The following is a 14139-nucleotide window of genomic DNA, read 5'->3' as shown; positions in this document are numbered from 1 at the left end:
AGACACGCAGAGACCTGCACACCCAGTGGACACAGCAAGACAGCAAGCAGTGGGTTCCCCTGCCGCACCATCAGGAGGGCGTACCGTGCACCGCCGGCACAACGGGCTGAAGACCGCCGTACTCCTCGGGGGACTTTCCGCCCTCATCCTTGTCATCGGCAGTTTCTTCGGCCGTACGGGCCTCGTCATCGGCCTCGTCATCGCGATCGGGACGAACGCGTACGCGTACTGGAACAGCGACAAGCTGGCCCTGCGCGCGATGCGCGCCCGTCCCGTGAGCGAGTTCGAGGCGCCCGCGCTCTACCGGATGGTGCGCGAGCTCTCCACGCAGGCCAGGCAGCCGATGCCGCGCCTGTACATCTCCCCGACCGAGGCGCCGAACGCGTTCGCGACGGGCCGCAACCCGCGCAACGCGGCGGTGTGCTGCACCGAGGGAATCCTGCGCATCCTGGACGAGCGCGAGCTGCGCGGTGTCATCGGGCACGAGCTGAGCCACGTCTACAACCGCGACATCCTGATCTCCTCGGTCGCCGGCGCCCTCGCCTCCGTGATCATGTTCCTGGTCAACTTCGCGTGGCTGATCCCGATCGGCCGCTCCAACGACGACGACGGCCCCGGCATCTTCGGGATGCTCCTGATCATGATCCTGGGCCCGCTCGCCGCATCCCTGATCCAGCTCGCCATCAGCCGCTCCCGCGAGTACGAGGCCGACGCCTCGGGCGCTCAGCTGACGGGCGACCCGCTGGCGCTGGCCAGCGCGCTGCGCAAGCTCGACGCCGGTACGAAGCAGCTGCCGCTGCCGCCCGAGCCGCGTATCGAGACGGCGAGCCACATGATGATCGCCAACCCCTTCCGCCCCGGCCAGGGGATGTCGAAGATGTTCTCCACGCATCCGCCCATGGCGGAGCGCATCGCCCGTCTCGAGCAGATGGCAGGTCGCCAACAGTGAAGACAATCCTGAACGTCATCTGGCTGGTCCTGAGCGGCTTCTGGCTGTTCCTCGGCTACCTGCTCGCGGGCCTGCTGCTCTGCATCACCATCATCGGCATCCCGTTCGGCATCGCGGCCTTCAGGATCGGCATCTACGCCCTGTGGCCCTTCGGGTACACGGCGGTCGAGCGCAGGGACGCGGGAGCCCCCTCCTGCGTCGGCAACGTGCTGTGGCTGATCCTCGCGGGCTGGTGGCTGGCCCTGGCGCACATCTTCACGGGCATCGCGCTGTGCGTGACGATCATCGGCATCCCGTTCGGTATCGCCAACTTCAAGATGATCCCGATCTCGCTGCTGCCGCTGGGCCGCGAGATCGTCCGCACCGACCAGCCGTTCGCGGCGCGCTGACGCCTGCTGTCACGAGCTCCGCGCGCGGAGCCGCACCGCGTACGCGACCGCCCCCAGGGCGAGCACGCCGATCCCCGCCCCCACGGAGGTCACGGGCAGCGCGCACGCGAGGGCCACGCACCCCACGGCCCCGAGCACCGGCAGCGCACGCGCGCGCGGGGCGGAACTCAGCGTCCATGCCGAGGCGTTGGCGATCGCGTAGTAGACGAGCACACCGAACGACGAGAAGCCGATCGCCCCGCGCGCGTCCCCGAAGGCGGCCACGACGGCCACCACCGCGCCCACGGCGATCTCCGCCCGTTGCGGCACCTGGAAGCGTGGATGCACGGCTGCCAGCGCGGCCGGCAGGTGCCGGTCCCGTGACATCGCCAGCGTCGTCCGGGACACCCCGAGGATCAGCGACAGCAGTGACCCCAGTGCGGCCACGGCAGCCCCCACCCGCACCACAGGCACCAGACCGTCGACCCCGGCCGCCCGCACGGCGTCCGCCAGCGGGGCCGTGGCGTCCGCGAGCCCGTCCACGCCGAGCACGGCGACGGTGGCCGCCGCCACGGCCGCGTACACGACGAGGGTGATCCCGAGCGCGAGGGGAACGGCCCGCGGAATCGTCCGCGCCGGATCCCGCACCTCCTCGCCGAGCGTCGCCACGCGCGCGTACCCGGCGAAGGCGAAGAAGAGCAGCCCCGCGCCGCTCAGAACGCCGCCGACGCCCCCGGAGAGCCCGGTCGCGAGCCGCCCGCCCGACGCGCTCCCCGACCCCGCACAGGCCACCACGACGGCCGCGAGCACCCCGAGGACGACGGCGACGACCACCCGCGTGAGCCACGCCGACTTCTCGACCCCCAGGCACTTCACGGCGGTCAGCGCCACCACGGCCGCCACCGCCACCGCGTGCGCCTGCCCCGGCCACACGTACGTCCCCACGGTCAGCGCCATCGCCGCGCACGACGCCGTCTTGCCGACGACGAACGCCCAGCCCGCCAGATACCCCCAGAACGGCCCGAGCCGCTCCCTTCCGTACACGTAGGTGCCCCCGGAGACGGGATACCGGGCGGCCAGGCGCGCCGACGCCATCGCGTTGCAGTACGCCACCACGGCCGCCGCGGCGAGCGCGTACAGCAGCCCCGAACCGGCCGCCCGCGCCGCAGGCCCCAGCGCCGCGAACACACCCGCCCCCACCATCGCCCCGAGCCCCACCACGACGGCGTCACGCACGCCCAACGCCCTGCGCAGGGAGGGAACCGAAGATGTCATGGGCCGCACCCTAGAACGTCACCGCAACCGCGCCGTGCCTACTTGTCGTCCTTATGGGCAACAGCGCACCAAGGCAACACAGCACTACAGAAGCAGCGCGACCGTTCCACAGCGCAGCACGACAGAAGGGCAGTTCGTGGCATGGGCATCATCAGCTGGATCATTCTTGGCCTGCTCGCCGGTGCCATCGCCAAGTTCCTGCTCCCGGGCCGTGACCCGGGCGGCGTGATCGGCACCATCCTCATCGGTGTCGCGGGCTCCTTCATCGGCGGCTGGATATCGGCCCGTTGGCTAGACCGCCCGATCAGCACCGACTTCTACGACACGGCCACCTGGGTCGCCGCGATCGGTGGCGCCCTGGTCCTCCTGATCGTGTACCGCATCTTCTTCGGAGACTCCCGAAGTCGCCGCTAGACCGCAGCCAGCAGCACCATGAAGGGGCGGCACCCGACCGGGGTGCCGCCCCTTCATGCGTCACATGCGTCATCCGTCACATGTGTTGCTTCAACGTCCGCGCGACTACCGGTAGTTCACGAACTGAAGCGCGAAGTCGAAGTCCTGGCCCTTCAGCAGGGCCTGCACGGCCTGAAGGTCGTCACGGCTCTTGGAGCTGACCCGCAGCTCGTCGCCCTGGACCTGTGCCTTGACGCCCTTCGGACCCTCGTCGCGGATGATCTTCGCGACCTTCTTGGCGTTCTCCTGGGAGATGCCCTCCTCGATCGAGGAGAAGATCTTGTACTCCTTGCCGGACAGCTGCGGCTCACCGGCGTCCAGCGCCTTCAGCGAGATGCCGCGCTTGACCAGCTTGGACTGGAAGACGTCGAGGATGGCCTTGACCCGCTCCTCGGAGTTGGCCTCCATCAGGATCTTCTCGCCGGACCAGGAGATGGAGGCGCCGACGTTCTTGAAGTCGTAGCGCTGGGAGATCTCCTTGGCGGCCTGGTTGAGGGCGTTGTCGACCTCCTGCCGCTCGACCTTCGAGACGATGTCGAAACTGGAGTCGGCCATGTCCTGTGGCTCCTTGTATCGGGGACTGCGTATCGGTCCTGCTCGGCACTACATATGCGGGCTGCCCGGGTTTGCGAGGGCGTCGCGCCGCGTACAAAGCCTAGCCACCGCCCCGGGCTGCACCGTCGATCAATCGGGTGGCGAAGCACCCCTGTCCATCGGGTATTGTTTACGTCGTTGCCAGCGAGCACCGCGCAAGCGGGGCCCGGGGCGACAAAACCCAAGGCGGTGTGCCCGAGCGGCCAAAGGGAGCAGACTGTAAATCTGCCGGCTCAGCCTTCCCAGGTTCGAATCCTGGCGCCGCCACACTTGGGGGAAGCCCCCTCCGGATTCCGGAGGGGGCTTCGTCATGTTCAGGCGCCTGGGGCCGCCGTCTCAGCCGCGGCCCGCCTCGTCCACCGCGGCAGCGAAGTGCTTCCCCGCGGTCCGCCATGTCCGGTCGAGTTCCGCCGGCCCGTACCGGCGCGGTACCGCCTCGACCAGCATGATCAGGTACAGGTAGCAGCGGTAGAGCGCCAGGCGCAGCCGGGCGGGCCCGGTGAAGCGGGCCTCGCCGCCCGCCGCCGCGTACCCGGCCAGGAAGTCGCGGTCCTGTTCGATGTCCCCGAAGAGCGCGAGGGACACGAATTCCGCGAGCGGATCTCCCCAGAACATCCGCTCCCCGTCGATCACACCCCCGATCCGCCGGGCTCCCGGCTCGCCCGTGAGCAGCACGTTTCCCTGCCAGAGGTCGAAGTGCACCAGCGCCGGGCGGTCGACCTCGTCGAGCGCGTACGCGGCCGAGGCGAGCGCCGCGCGGACCGTCTCCACGCTGCGCGGCAACCGCGCCCCGTAGCGCACCGCGTCGTCCAGCGCGCCCTCCAGCATCCCCGTGAACGCCTCCCGCCAGCTGTGCGAGGGCGCCCCGAACGGCTGCGCCGGGTACCCGAACGCGTCCCCCGACACCCCGTGCAGCCGGGCCGCGATGCCGCCCAGCTCCTCGCGCAGCGCGCGCCGCTCGTCGGCCCGCAGATCCCCGTCGACCAGGTGCCAGGGCGTCCCGGGGCGCTCCGTCATGACGAGGCAGGACACGATGCCGGGGTCGCCCTCGACCTCGGCGTGCAGCACCACGGGAATCGGCAGGCCGAGGGGCGCGGCAGCGGCGTAGAAGACGGCCTCCCCGTGCAGCAGGTCGTACTCGTACGCCATCGTCGTCCCCGCCCCGTCGGACGGCGGCAGCTTGATCACCCACCGACGCCCGTCGCGCAGCACCACGCGGAACAGCGTGTTGTACGTGCCGCCGCTCAGGGGCTCGCATTCCATGACGTCCCGCAGGGACAGGCCGGGCGTGCCGGACAGGGGTGACGCGTCTCGCACGGCGGTCAGGGCCCGAGCGACGGCCGGATCCACCACGGGCAGCGGATCGGCACGAGTTCCCTGACCGTCCAGTATTTGTCGACCCTCACGACTATCGGAACCGTCCGCGTTCACTGTACGAGCCACACTCTCCCCATCGTCCCGACTGCCCATGCCCGCCTGGCGATCCTCACTCACGCCCCAGCCTTCCCACGCGCCTCTTCATAGGCACCCTGGCCACCTGGCGCCCGCCGCTGCACGTAGCCCTCGCGCAGCGGTCCCCCGACCAGATCGAGGACCTGCCGCGCGGCGGCGGTCAGTTCGGCCGTGTCGCCGTGTTCCGCCACCTTCAGGTGACCCGCCAGCAGGGCGTCGCCCAGGGCGGGGTCCGCGGACAGGAGGCGGCGGGGCAGCCATCTGCCGATGCCCGTCCAAGCGCCGTGGTGCGCCGTCAGCAGGTCCGACGCCGCGCGGAGCGTGAAGTCGGCCAGGGAGAGTTGCTCGTAGCGGTCGGAGCGGGTGGTGGGCGCGGTGTCGATCAGGTCGTCCATGAAGCAGGTCAGGACGTAGCGGGCGCGCTCGCGTTCCGGCGGGCTCAGCGGCGGCGGCCCCGCGGCGAGGATTTCGCCGGCCCGGGTGCGGGCGTGGGCCAGGTCGCCGTGCGGGTCGAGGAGCGGGACGCCCTCGCCGTAGAGGAACAGGAGCGTGCCGCGGCGCAGAAGACGGTCCCGGTCGAAGAAGCCGGGGAGGTCGGCGAGCGTGTGCAGGAACAGTTCTGCGGGCCGGCCCTCGTGGCGGACCAGTTCGCGCCTGCTCACGTCGGTGTCCGGCAGCAGGACCGCCAGATCCAGGTCGCTGGTCGCCGTCGCCCGCCCCCGTGCCGCCGAGCCGCCGAGCCGCCGAGCACGGCACCGAGGGCGTCAGGATGGCGCTCGGCGAGGAGGCGGCGGGCCTGGGCGAGCAGGGCGGCGGTCTCGGGCGTGGTGTCCGGAGGCGCGTTCATGTCGTACGGGTCTACCTGGGGGCCGGTGATCGCGTCCAGGGGGTTCCGGGGGCTGTGCGGCCCACGCGTCGTGGGCACCCTTGTGCGATTCCTGAGGCTCGGCCTAGGGTGAACCGCCTTATTGCATACGGGTGTTCGAGCCCGAGGGGCGGCCTGAGGGGGCGTCATGGAGATCAAGAAGACCGTGATCCGTGAGGAAGAACGCACGAATCGCAGGCCCGCCGTCATGGAGAAGCGGCCCACCCGCTGAACGACCACGAAGAGGGCGGCATGCGCGTTCAGCTGGTGACCATGCCCTGGCACCCGATCGATCTGCCCTCCCTCCAGGTGGGCCTGTTGCACCAGCTTCTGCGGCAGGTCCGCCCGGACGACGAGGTGCGCGAGTTCCACGGCTCGCTGCGCTGGGCGGAGTTCCTCCTGGAGCGCTCCGGCGGCCGACTGCGGCCAGGCGACTACGAGTCCATCGGCAGCGACTCGATCTTCCACGGGCTCGGCGACTGGGTCTTCTCCGGCGTGCTCTACGAGGACGAGGAGTGGGGCGCCGCCCGGCTCAGGGAGTACGCGCGCTCCCATGACCTGTGTCCCGACACCCTCGCCACCGTCTTCGAGATGCGCCGCCACGCCGCCGAGTACATCGTGCGCTGCGCCGACGAGGTGCTCGCCCATGACCCGGACGTTGTCGGCTTCACCAGCACGTTCATGCAGAACGTGCCCTCCCTCGCCCTGGCCCGCGAACTCAAGCGCCGCCGCCCGCGGCTGACCGTCGTCTTCGGCGGCAGCAACTGCGACGGCCCCATGGGTCACGCCCTGCACCGCAACCACCCCTACGTCGACCACGTCGTGCGCGGCGAGGGCGAGTACGCCTTCCCGGCCCTCCTCGCCCACCTCGACGCGGGCACCCCGCCCGACGACGTACCGGGCGTGTGCTGGTGGGACACCTCCACGACACCGCAGGTGTCGCGCGCCAACGCCGAAGCGCATCGCATCGTGGCGCCCGCCGACATCCCGTCACCCGACTACGACCAGTGGCAGGCGGAGATCGAGGCCTCCCCGGTCATCGAGTACGTGTACCCGAAGCTGGTCGTCGAGGGTGCGCGCGGCTGCTGGTGGGGCGAGAAGCACCACTGCACCTTCTGCGGGCTCAACGGCACCACCATGGCCTTCCGCGCCAAGCCCGGCGAGCGGCTGTGGGAGGAGATCGACCGGCTCGTGCGCCGCCACCGCATCCTCGACATCGTCACCGTCGACAACATCATCGACATGGCGTACTTCAAGGACTTCCTGCCGCGCGCCGTCGAGAGCGGCTGGGACCTGCGCATGCACTACGAGGTGAAGTCCAACCTCAACCGTGAGCAGATCGCCCTGCTCGGCGAGGCCGGCGCCGTCCTGATCCAGCCCGGCATCGAGAGCCTCAGCAACCGCGTCCTCGACCTCATGGACAAGGGAGTCAGCGGCGCCCGCAACGTCCGTACGCTGCGCGAGTTCGACAACCACGCGATCACCTGTACCTGGAACTACCTGTACGGCTTCCCGGGCGAGACCGCCGAGGACTACGCGCCGGTGCTCGACCAGCTCCCCGCGCTCGTCCACCTCCAGCCGCCCGGCGGCGCCCACCGCATCCAACTGGAGCGGTTCAGTCCGCACTTCACGGACCCGGGCTTCGGCTTCGGCAAGCGGCGGGCCGCAGAGATGTACCAGCACGTCTACGAGCTCCCCGAGGACGAACTGGCCGACATGGTCTACCTGTTCGACACCGAGGACGCCGGCATCGCGGGCGACGCGGAGAAGCGGCTCCTCCAGGCCGTCGCCGACTGGCGGGCCGGGCACGCGAACTCGACGCTCCTCATGGAGACACCCGGCGACGACGGCGACACCCTCCTGGTCCACGACCAGCGGCACGGCTGGCCGCAGCGCACCTACTGGTTCAGCGGCTGGCAGGCGGCGGCTCTGCGCCACTTGGAGGAGGGGCGAACACTCCCCGCTCTTCATAAGCGGCTCACCGCCGAGGCACACGACCTGAATGCCGAGGATCTGGGGGAGTGGCTCACCGACGCCGTCGCCCTGGGTCTGCTGTTCCGCGACGGCCGCACCTATGTCTCCCTGCCGACCCGGACCGCCCCCCTCCGTATCGACCGCGAGGTGGTGTCCGGATGACCGCCTCAACCCTTCCGAACCTGCCGAGCCTCCCGTTCGGTTCGGCCGGCAGACCGACCGCCGTCGCCCATCGCCTCGTCGGCGGAGAGGTCCAGGTGACCGAACCCCTGCCCCTGTACGGGGACGGGGACGGAAGCGGGGACGGGCGCGCCATCACCCAGGCGGTCCAGTTCCTGCGCGAGTGCCTGGGCCACGGACTGCGTGTCACGTATGACGTCCAGTCGCAGTCGCAGTCGCAGTCGCAGTCGCAGTCGCAGTCGCAGGCCCAGCCTCCGGCCGACGTGCGTGATACGCGTGTTACGTATGACCTCCGCATCCTGCGCCATCTGCCCCCGCCGACCGAACGCCCGGAGGAACCGGCCGAGCTGAGCACCTGGCGTGCCGATCACGTCTACGGGATGCTCTACCACCGCCGCGGCCCCGGCTTCGTCACCGTCATGGACCGCAGGGAACGCCCCGCCTCGGCCCGGTTCACGCTCGACCACCCCGACCTGCTCGCCGCGTTCGACGTGCTCCAGGAGGCCACGCCGCTCGACGCGCTCAGCCCGGTGCACCGGGAGGCCGCCGGGCTGCTCGCCGAGGAACGGCTCGCGCTGGCCGTCGACGGCTGGACGGTGGCGCTGCCGCCGCGCCTGCGCCGCTGGCCCGTCCCCTGCACGGGGATCTGACGGGTGACCTCGGCCGCGGCCGCCGCTCCCTTGTGGCGGCACCGCCCGTTCGTGCTGCTCTGCGGCGAGCAGACCGCCAGCTCCCTGGGGCGCCAGATCACCACCCTGGCGCTCGCGCTCCTCGCCGTCACCGGGCTCGGCGCTGGACCGTTCGGGGCGGCCGCGCTGCTCGGCCTGACCTATCTGCCCGGCGCGGTGCTCAGCCCGCTGGCCGGCGTCCTCGTCGACCGGGTGCGGCTGCGCGCGCTGCTCGTCACGGTCACGGCCGCGCAGGCCCTGGTCGTCGGCTCCGTACCGCTCGCGTACGCGGCCGGGCATCTCGCGCGGCCGCACCTGTACGCCGTCGCCGGTGTGTCCGGCGCCCTCACCTTCACGCTCTCGGTCGCCCTCCAGGCGGCACTGCCCCGCGTCGTCGCACCCGACCGCCTCCTGGGCGCCAACTCCGCGCTGACCGCCGCCCGTACCAGCGGGCAGATCGGCGGCCCCGCGCTCGGCGGCGTCCTGGTAGGGCTCGTCGGACCCGCTCCGGCCCTGCTCGCGGGCAGCGCCGCGTACGCCGTGGAGGCGCTGTTCGTCCTCGCCCTGCCGGCCACTCTGAACGTCCGCATACCAGCGGGCGTGCGCGCCCCCCTGGACGCCCTGCGCTCGGGCCTCGCCGTCGTCAGGTCCCACCCGCAGCTGCGCCGCATGATCCTGTCCGGCGCCGGCCTCAACCTCGGCAGCGGCGCCGCCGCCGCGCTCTACGTCTTCTACGCGACCGAGGAACTGTCGCTTCCCGCGTGGCAGTTGGGCACTACATATGCGGCCTACAGCGCGGCCACGATCGCGGGCGCGCTGCTCGCCGGGCGGTTCGCGCGCACCGCGGGCCTGTGGCGGGCCACCCAGGTCTGCGGCGTCGCGGCGGGCGCCACGGTGTTCCTGATCCCGGCCGCCTCCGTAGGGACCGGCTTCGCGCTGTTGCTCGCCTATCAGGTCGCGTACGGCCTGACCGGCACCGTGTGGATGGTCTCCATGACGACCACGCAGCAACTGGTCACCCCGGAGGACCTCCAGGGACGCGTCGCCGGGCTCGTGCAGTCCGTGCTCTTGGCGACGGTGCCGGTCGGCGCGCTCGTCGGCGGCGCGCTGGCCGCCTGCCTCGGGAGCGTCCCCGTCCTGCTCGGCGCCGCGTCGATCGCACTTCTGTCGGCGGCCACGCTCTGGTCGCCGACGCGGACCGGCGACCAGGTCACAAGGAACCCCCTCGGGACCGTTCCTGAGGGGGTTTCACCGTGTGCCCGTGCCGATCACGACGCAGACTGAACCCATGTCGACCACGTCCCGCCGCCGAAACTGCCCCGAGTGCCGTCGCGAGATCGCCGTCGTCGCAGGCCGCTTCGCCCGCCACGACCCACCCGGCGCCCGCGCGGCGGGCGAACTCGTCTCCTGCCCCGGCTCCCGCCGACAGGCCCAGCTGGGGGCCGTGCAGGACGCCCTCGACGGATACGTGGTCCCGCACGTCCCGGGCCAGATGCCGCTGTTCTGACCTTGCCTCGCGGGACGTGGATCGCGGGGCTCCCGCATCGCTCGGTACGGGGATCAGTTCCCGGCGACCGACTTCACCGCCACGGTCACCGGCGTCGACCCGGAGATGAGCTCCAGGGTCAGGCCGGCCGTGGCGGTCGAGTCCACCAGCTCCGCCAGGACCGCGGCCACGTCGTCGCGCGGCACAGGACCGCGCCCGGTCGACGCCTCCAGACGGACGAGCCCCTTGCCGGCGTCGTTCGTCAGCTGACCGGGCCGCAGGATCGTCCAGTCCAGGCCGCTGCGACGGCGCACGTCGTCGTCCGCGGCGCCCTTGGCCCGCAGGTACACGTCGAAGATGTCGTCGCCCTGATGCGCGGCGTCCGCGCCCATCGACGACACCACGACGTACCGCCGCACCCCGGCCCGCTCCGCCGCGTCCGCGAAGAGCACGGCGGCGTCCCGGTCCACGGTGTCCTTGCGGTCGGCCCCGCTGCCCGGACCCGCGCCCGCCGCGAAGACGGCCGCGTCCGCGCCCTGGAGATGGGCCGCGACCTCCTCGACGGACGCCGACTCGAGATCGCACAGGACCGGCTCCGCACCGGCCGCCCGAAGGTCGTCGCCCTGCTCGGCCTTGCGGATGATGCCCGACACCTCGTCCCCGCGCGCGGAGAGCAGACGCTCGAGCCGCAGCGCGATCTGACCATGACCACCAGCGATGACAATGCGCATGCTTCCGACGGTACGCCCGGTACGGGCGGTTCACCGCGCAACCATATGGGCGACTCACAGGTCGAACAGGCACCGTGGTGCCAACCAGGCCCCGCGGCCGCACACGGGGAGCCTGTCATCAACGTCATACGTACCACCACCCTCACCGCGGCGGGCTGCGCCGCCCTGCTGCTCGCGACGACCGCGGCCTGCGGCACCGTCGAGAACCTCACGGCGGCTCAGAAGATCGACCGCGCGGCCGACAAGCTGGGCGAACGCAACTCCCTGTCGCTGGAGTTGGGCCTCGACGCCTCGCCCGCCGCGCTCACGAAACTCGCGGGCCAGACCGATGACGAGCCGCTCCCGCCGAAGGTCGCGAAGGCGCTCACGAAGTCCCGCATCAGCTTCTCCGTACGGTCGAAGAAGCCGCTGGAGGATTCCGGCGCGAAGGACCTCGTCAGCGCGGGCATGAAGGTGACGGTGCCCGACGGGGTGCTGGCCGAATACCGGCTCGTCGGTGACTACGCGTACTACCGCATGAACGTGAAGGTCTTCTCGAAGCTCGCGGACTTCCCCGCGCCCACCGCCGACGAACTGCCGGACGAGGCGGGCGCCCTCAAGGAGGTGATCGAGGGCAAGTGGGTCAAGTTCAAGACGGAGGACCTCGCCGAAGGCCTGAAGGAGAGCGGCGCCGCCGCGAGCAGCAAGAAGGAGTCCTCGGAGTCCCTGGACGCCGCCACCCAGAAGAAAATCATGAAGGCGGTGCGCGGTGCCCTGCAACGCAACGTCACCTTCAAGGACATGGGCAGTAAGGACGGCACCGACCACGTCGTCGCCAAGGCGCCCTTCCGCACCCTCCTGACCGACCTCTTCGACCGACTGCGCCCTGTGGTCGACGACCTGCCCGAAGGCGCCGAACTGCCCACCGCCAAGGACCTGAAGGACGCGCCGAACAAGAAGGTCGCCGTCGACTTCGCCATCAAGGACGGCGCTCTGACCCGCGTCTCCCTGGATGTCGCGACGCTCGCGGACGACGCCCGGGGCGTGAAGGTCCCGCTCTACGTGAAGTTCGGCGAGGCGAGCGTCATCAAGGCCCCGGCCGGCGCCACCGAAATGCCCGCCGACGAGCTTCTGTCGGGCCTCCTGTCCGGCGGCGGCTCCGCGGACGCCGAGGGCTTCGACTCGCTCGACGAGGACTTCTAGAGGACTTCCAGACTTCCAGAGGACTTCCAGAGGCCCAGGAGGACTTTCGGACGCCTATAGAGGACTGCAAAAGGCCCTCTAGATCCGGCCAAGCACCTGGTCCGGCCAAGCACCTGGTCCGGCCGTGCGCCGGCTCAGGCCAAGGCGCCTGAGCCGGCCGAGCCACCCGGTCCGACCATGGCCGCCCGAGCGGGCCCCACGCGGGCCCGCTCAAGCCTGCCCGCCGCCCCCGTACTTGGCGGCCCGCCCCTGCCGCGGCAGATCGAGCGCCACGGCCACCGCCGAGTCGCAGTACTCCCGTACCGCACTCGTCCGTGCCACGACCCGCCCCCGATGCACCACGATCCGGCTGTACGCGAGCGAGAGCGCCCCCGACAGCCGATCGCCGCGCACCGCGAGCAGCTCGGCCGGGAACCCGGCCTCCACGCGCACCTCGGGCAGCCCGAGGGCCGCCCTCGCCGACGAACTCACCGCCGCGTACGCGTCCTCGGCCCGCATCCCGTACTGCGACGCCAGCAAGTAGGCGGCCTCCAGCGGATCGCCCCGGCCCACCGGGTTCGACACGTCCCGCAGCGCCCCGCTGCCCGCGGCCACGCGCACCCCGGCCGCCCGCAACAACCGCACCGGCGCGATGCCCCGCACGTCGACGCCCGCGCACCCGCCCTGCGGCAGGCAGACCACCGTCACCCCGGCTGTCGCGAGCCGGTCGACGACCCGCCGCGCCGCCTCACCGGGCTGGCGCGCGAGCGCTCCGAGCGGCCCGACGGCGACGCCGGTGTGCAGCCCGCCCGCGGCCGCCGCGAGCCGCCCGAGCCGGGCCGGATCCGCGCCGTCCGTGTGCAGGTCGACCGGGCAGCCGTGCTCGGCGGCGACCTCAAGCACCGCCTCCACGTAGCCCGTTGGGTCGGGGTCCAGATCGGGACACCCGCCCACTACAGAAGCGCCCATCTTCACGGCGTCCCGCAACATGGCGAGTCCGTCCGCCCCGGCGAGCCCGGTCAGCAGCCGCGGCATCGCCACCGCCCGCAGATCCGCGAGCCCCACCAGCGAACGCCGCGCCTGAAGCACGGCCTCCATCGAACCGAGCCCCTCCATGTCACCGATCCGCACATGGGAGCGCAGCGCGGTGGCCCCGTGCCCGAGCTGCAACAAGGAAGCCTCGGTGGCCCGCCGTTGGACGTCCTCGGCGGCGTACGAGACCGGGCCCTCGCCGTCCGCCGACAGAGCTGTGTCGCCGTGTGCGTGCGGTTCGACGGGTGCGGGCAGCAGGAGGTGGCCGGAGAGGTCCACGCGCGGCACGGAGGCGGTGAGGCTGCCGGCGGTGCCGACCGCCTCGATGCGTCCACCGCCGAGCCGTACGTCCACGGTCCTGCCGTCGGTGAGCCGCGCCCCGCACAGCAGCAGGCCGGAGCCGTCCGGCCCCGCGTCGTCGCCGGACGGGCCCGACGGGCCCGCGGACCCGGAGGGAGGGGGCTGCTGCGGCGGGCTGTCGGCCATCGCGCTCCAGAGGGCTCGTCGAAGACTCGTGGCGCGTGCAAGATCACGCAGAGTGGGACGAGCCTAGGACGGCGGCGGGGGAGCTTCGCGGAAGGGCGCAATAGTCGTACTGATGGGGTCCGAGGGGCTCAAGTGCCGTGCGGGCAAAGGCGCTGCCCTGCCCTGGTGCCGGGCGCGCGAAACGGATTTGGGCGATCGGCGCGCAACCGTGTAATGTCTTCCTCGCTCGCCCCAATAGCTCAGTCGGTAGAGCGTCTCCATGGTAAGGAGAAGGTCTGCGGTTCGATTCCGCATTGGGGCTCTGGTGCACACGTCGTTCGCAGCGTGAGCATCACAGCGGTGTAGCTCAGTCGGTAGAGCAAGCGGCTCATAATCGCTGTGTCACCGGTTCAAGTCCGGTCACCGCTACTGACAGTAGCCGATTGTGGGGTCGGTCCTTCGATCGGCTACTCTTTTATGCGTACA

At 71.3% G+C, this 14139-nt stretch carries 15 protein-coding genes and 3 tRNA genes; 11 read left to right on the top strand and 7 right to left on the bottom strand.

The features are described from left to right. Positions 1–85: 85 nt before the first annotated feature. Positions 86–949 (top strand): zinc metalloprotease HtpX, encoded by an 864-nt coding sequence (htpX, locus tag V2W30_RS16615; RefSeq protein WP_338697374.1) that lies wholly within the window; start codon positions 86–88, stop codon positions 947–949. Then, entirely contained in the window at positions 946–1338 is a 393-nt protein-coding gene (locus V2W30_RS16610; RefSeq protein ID WP_338697372.1) for a YccF domain-containing protein, read from the top strand. The genes htpX and V2W30_RS16610 overlap by 4 nt, the downstream gene beginning before the upstream one ends. Positions 1339–1347: 9 nt before the next feature. On the opposite strand, the gene V2W30_RS16605 is transcribed toward V2W30_RS16610, so the two are convergent. Then, the gene (locus V2W30_RS16605) at positions 1348–2592 is read right to left on the bottom strand and encodes an APC family permease (RefSeq protein ID WP_338697370.1); all 1245 of its coding nucleotides are present in this window, start codon (positions 2590–2592) and stop codon (positions 1348–1350) included. 141 nt (positions 2593–2733) lie between these two features. Between V2W30_RS16605 and V2W30_RS16600 the strand changes: the two genes are divergently transcribed. After that, positions 2734–3006 (top strand): GlsB/YeaQ/YmgE family stress response membrane protein, encoded by a 273-nt coding sequence (locus V2W30_RS16600; RefSeq protein ID WP_338697368.1) that lies wholly within the window; start codon positions 2734–2736, stop codon positions 3004–3006. A gap of 105 nt (positions 3007–3111) precedes the next feature. Here the strand turns inward: V2W30_RS16600 and V2W30_RS16595 are convergent, their stop codons facing one another. Further along, positions 3112–3600, bottom strand: coding sequence for a YajQ family cyclic di-GMP-binding protein (locus V2W30_RS16595; RefSeq protein WP_338697366.1), 489 nt, complete (start codon positions 3598–3600; stop codon positions 3112–3114). Positions 3601–3824: 224 nt separating this feature from the next. On the opposite strand from V2W30_RS16595, the gene V2W30_RS16590 reads away from it, so the two are divergent. Next, a tRNA-Tyr gene (locus tag V2W30_RS16590) sits at positions 3825–3906 on the top strand. Between the two features lie 69 nt (positions 3907–3975). Here the strand turns inward: V2W30_RS16590 and V2W30_RS16585 are convergent. The 3 genes from V2W30_RS16585 to V2W30_RS16575 form a co-directional block, all read right to left on the bottom strand. Beyond that, on the bottom strand, positions 3976–4956 hold the full coding sequence (locus V2W30_RS16585; protein ID WP_338697364.1) for an aminoglycoside phosphotransferase family protein: 981 nt from the start codon (positions 4954–4956) through the stop codon (positions 3976–3978). 173 nt (positions 4957–5129) lie between these two features. Then, entirely contained in the window at positions 5130–5780 is a 651-nt protein-coding gene (locus V2W30_RS16580; RefSeq protein ID WP_338703641.1) for a nucleotidyltransferase domain-containing protein, read from the bottom strand. Next, positions 5750–6016, bottom strand: coding sequence for a hypothetical protein (locus V2W30_RS16575; protein ID WP_338697362.1), 267 nt, complete (start codon positions 6014–6016; stop codon positions 5750–5752). The genes V2W30_RS16580 and V2W30_RS16575 overlap by 31 nt, the downstream gene beginning before the upstream one ends. Before the next feature lie 192 nt (positions 6017–6208). On the opposite strand from V2W30_RS16575, the gene V2W30_RS16570 reads away from it, so the two are divergent. From V2W30_RS16570 to V2W30_RS16555, 4 genes are read left to right on the top strand one after another with little or no spacing between them, the layout of a single operon-like run. Further along, positions 6209–8092 (top strand): RiPP maturation radical SAM C-methyltransferase, encoded by a 1884-nt coding sequence (locus V2W30_RS16570; protein WP_338697361.1) that lies wholly within the window; start codon positions 6209–6211, stop codon positions 8090–8092. Beyond that, positions 8089–8760, top strand: coding sequence for a DUF5825 family protein (locus tag V2W30_RS16565; RefSeq protein ID WP_338697359.1), 672 nt, complete (start codon positions 8089–8091; stop codon positions 8758–8760). The genes V2W30_RS16570 and V2W30_RS16565 overlap by 4 nt, the downstream gene beginning before the upstream one ends. 3 nt (positions 8761–8763) lie before the next feature. Beyond that, positions 8764–10062, top strand: a complete 1299-nt coding sequence (locus V2W30_RS16560; RefSeq protein ID WP_338697357.1) for an MFS transporter — start codon at positions 8764–8766, stop codon at positions 10060–10062. A gap of 4 nt (positions 10063–10066) precedes the next feature. Beyond that, positions 10067–10285: a hypothetical protein gene (locus V2W30_RS16555; RefSeq protein WP_338697355.1), complete on the top strand. Its 219-nt coding sequence runs from the start codon at positions 10067–10069 to the stop codon at positions 10283–10285. A gap of 53 nt (positions 10286–10338) precedes the next feature. Here V2W30_RS16555 and V2W30_RS16550 read toward each other — a convergent pair whose 3' ends face one another. After that, the gene (locus V2W30_RS16550; RefSeq protein ID WP_338697353.1) at positions 10339–10995 is read right to left on the bottom strand and encodes an SDR family oxidoreductase; all 657 of its coding nucleotides are present in this window, start codon (positions 10993–10995) and stop codon (positions 10339–10341) included. Positions 10996–11040: 45 nt separating this feature from the next. Between V2W30_RS16550 and V2W30_RS16545 the strand changes: the two genes are divergently transcribed. Further along, positions 11041–12177, top strand: coding sequence for a hypothetical protein (locus V2W30_RS16545; RefSeq protein WP_338697351.1), 1137 nt, complete (start codon positions 11041–11043; stop codon positions 12175–12177). A gap of 210 nt (positions 12178–12387) precedes the next feature. Here the strand turns inward: V2W30_RS16545 and V2W30_RS16540 are convergent, their stop codons facing one another. Next, on the bottom strand, positions 12388–13674 hold the full coding sequence (locus V2W30_RS16540; protein WP_338697349.1) for an amidohydrolase family protein: 1287 nt from the start codon (positions 13672–13674) through the stop codon (positions 12388–12390). A 228-nt stretch (positions 13675–13902) separates the two neighbouring features. Between V2W30_RS16540 and V2W30_RS16535 the strand changes: the two genes are divergently transcribed. Both V2W30_RS16535 and V2W30_RS16530 read left to right on the top strand, forming a co-directional pair. Next, a tRNA-Thr gene (locus V2W30_RS16535) sits at positions 13903–13975 on the top strand. 34 nt (positions 13976–14009) lie between these two features. Further along, a tRNA-Met gene (locus tag V2W30_RS16530) sits at positions 14010–14082 on the top strand. The last annotated feature ends 57 nt before the right edge of the window (positions 14083–14139 follow it).

Origin of the sequence: Streptomyces sp. Q6 (assembly GCF_036967205.1) — a bacterium.
In the GTDB taxonomy this organism is placed as follows: Bacteria; Actinomycetota; Actinomycetes; order Streptomycetales; family Streptomycetaceae; genus Streptomyces; species Streptomyces citrinus.
This window is presented reverse-complemented; position numbering and strand designations above follow the sequence as displayed.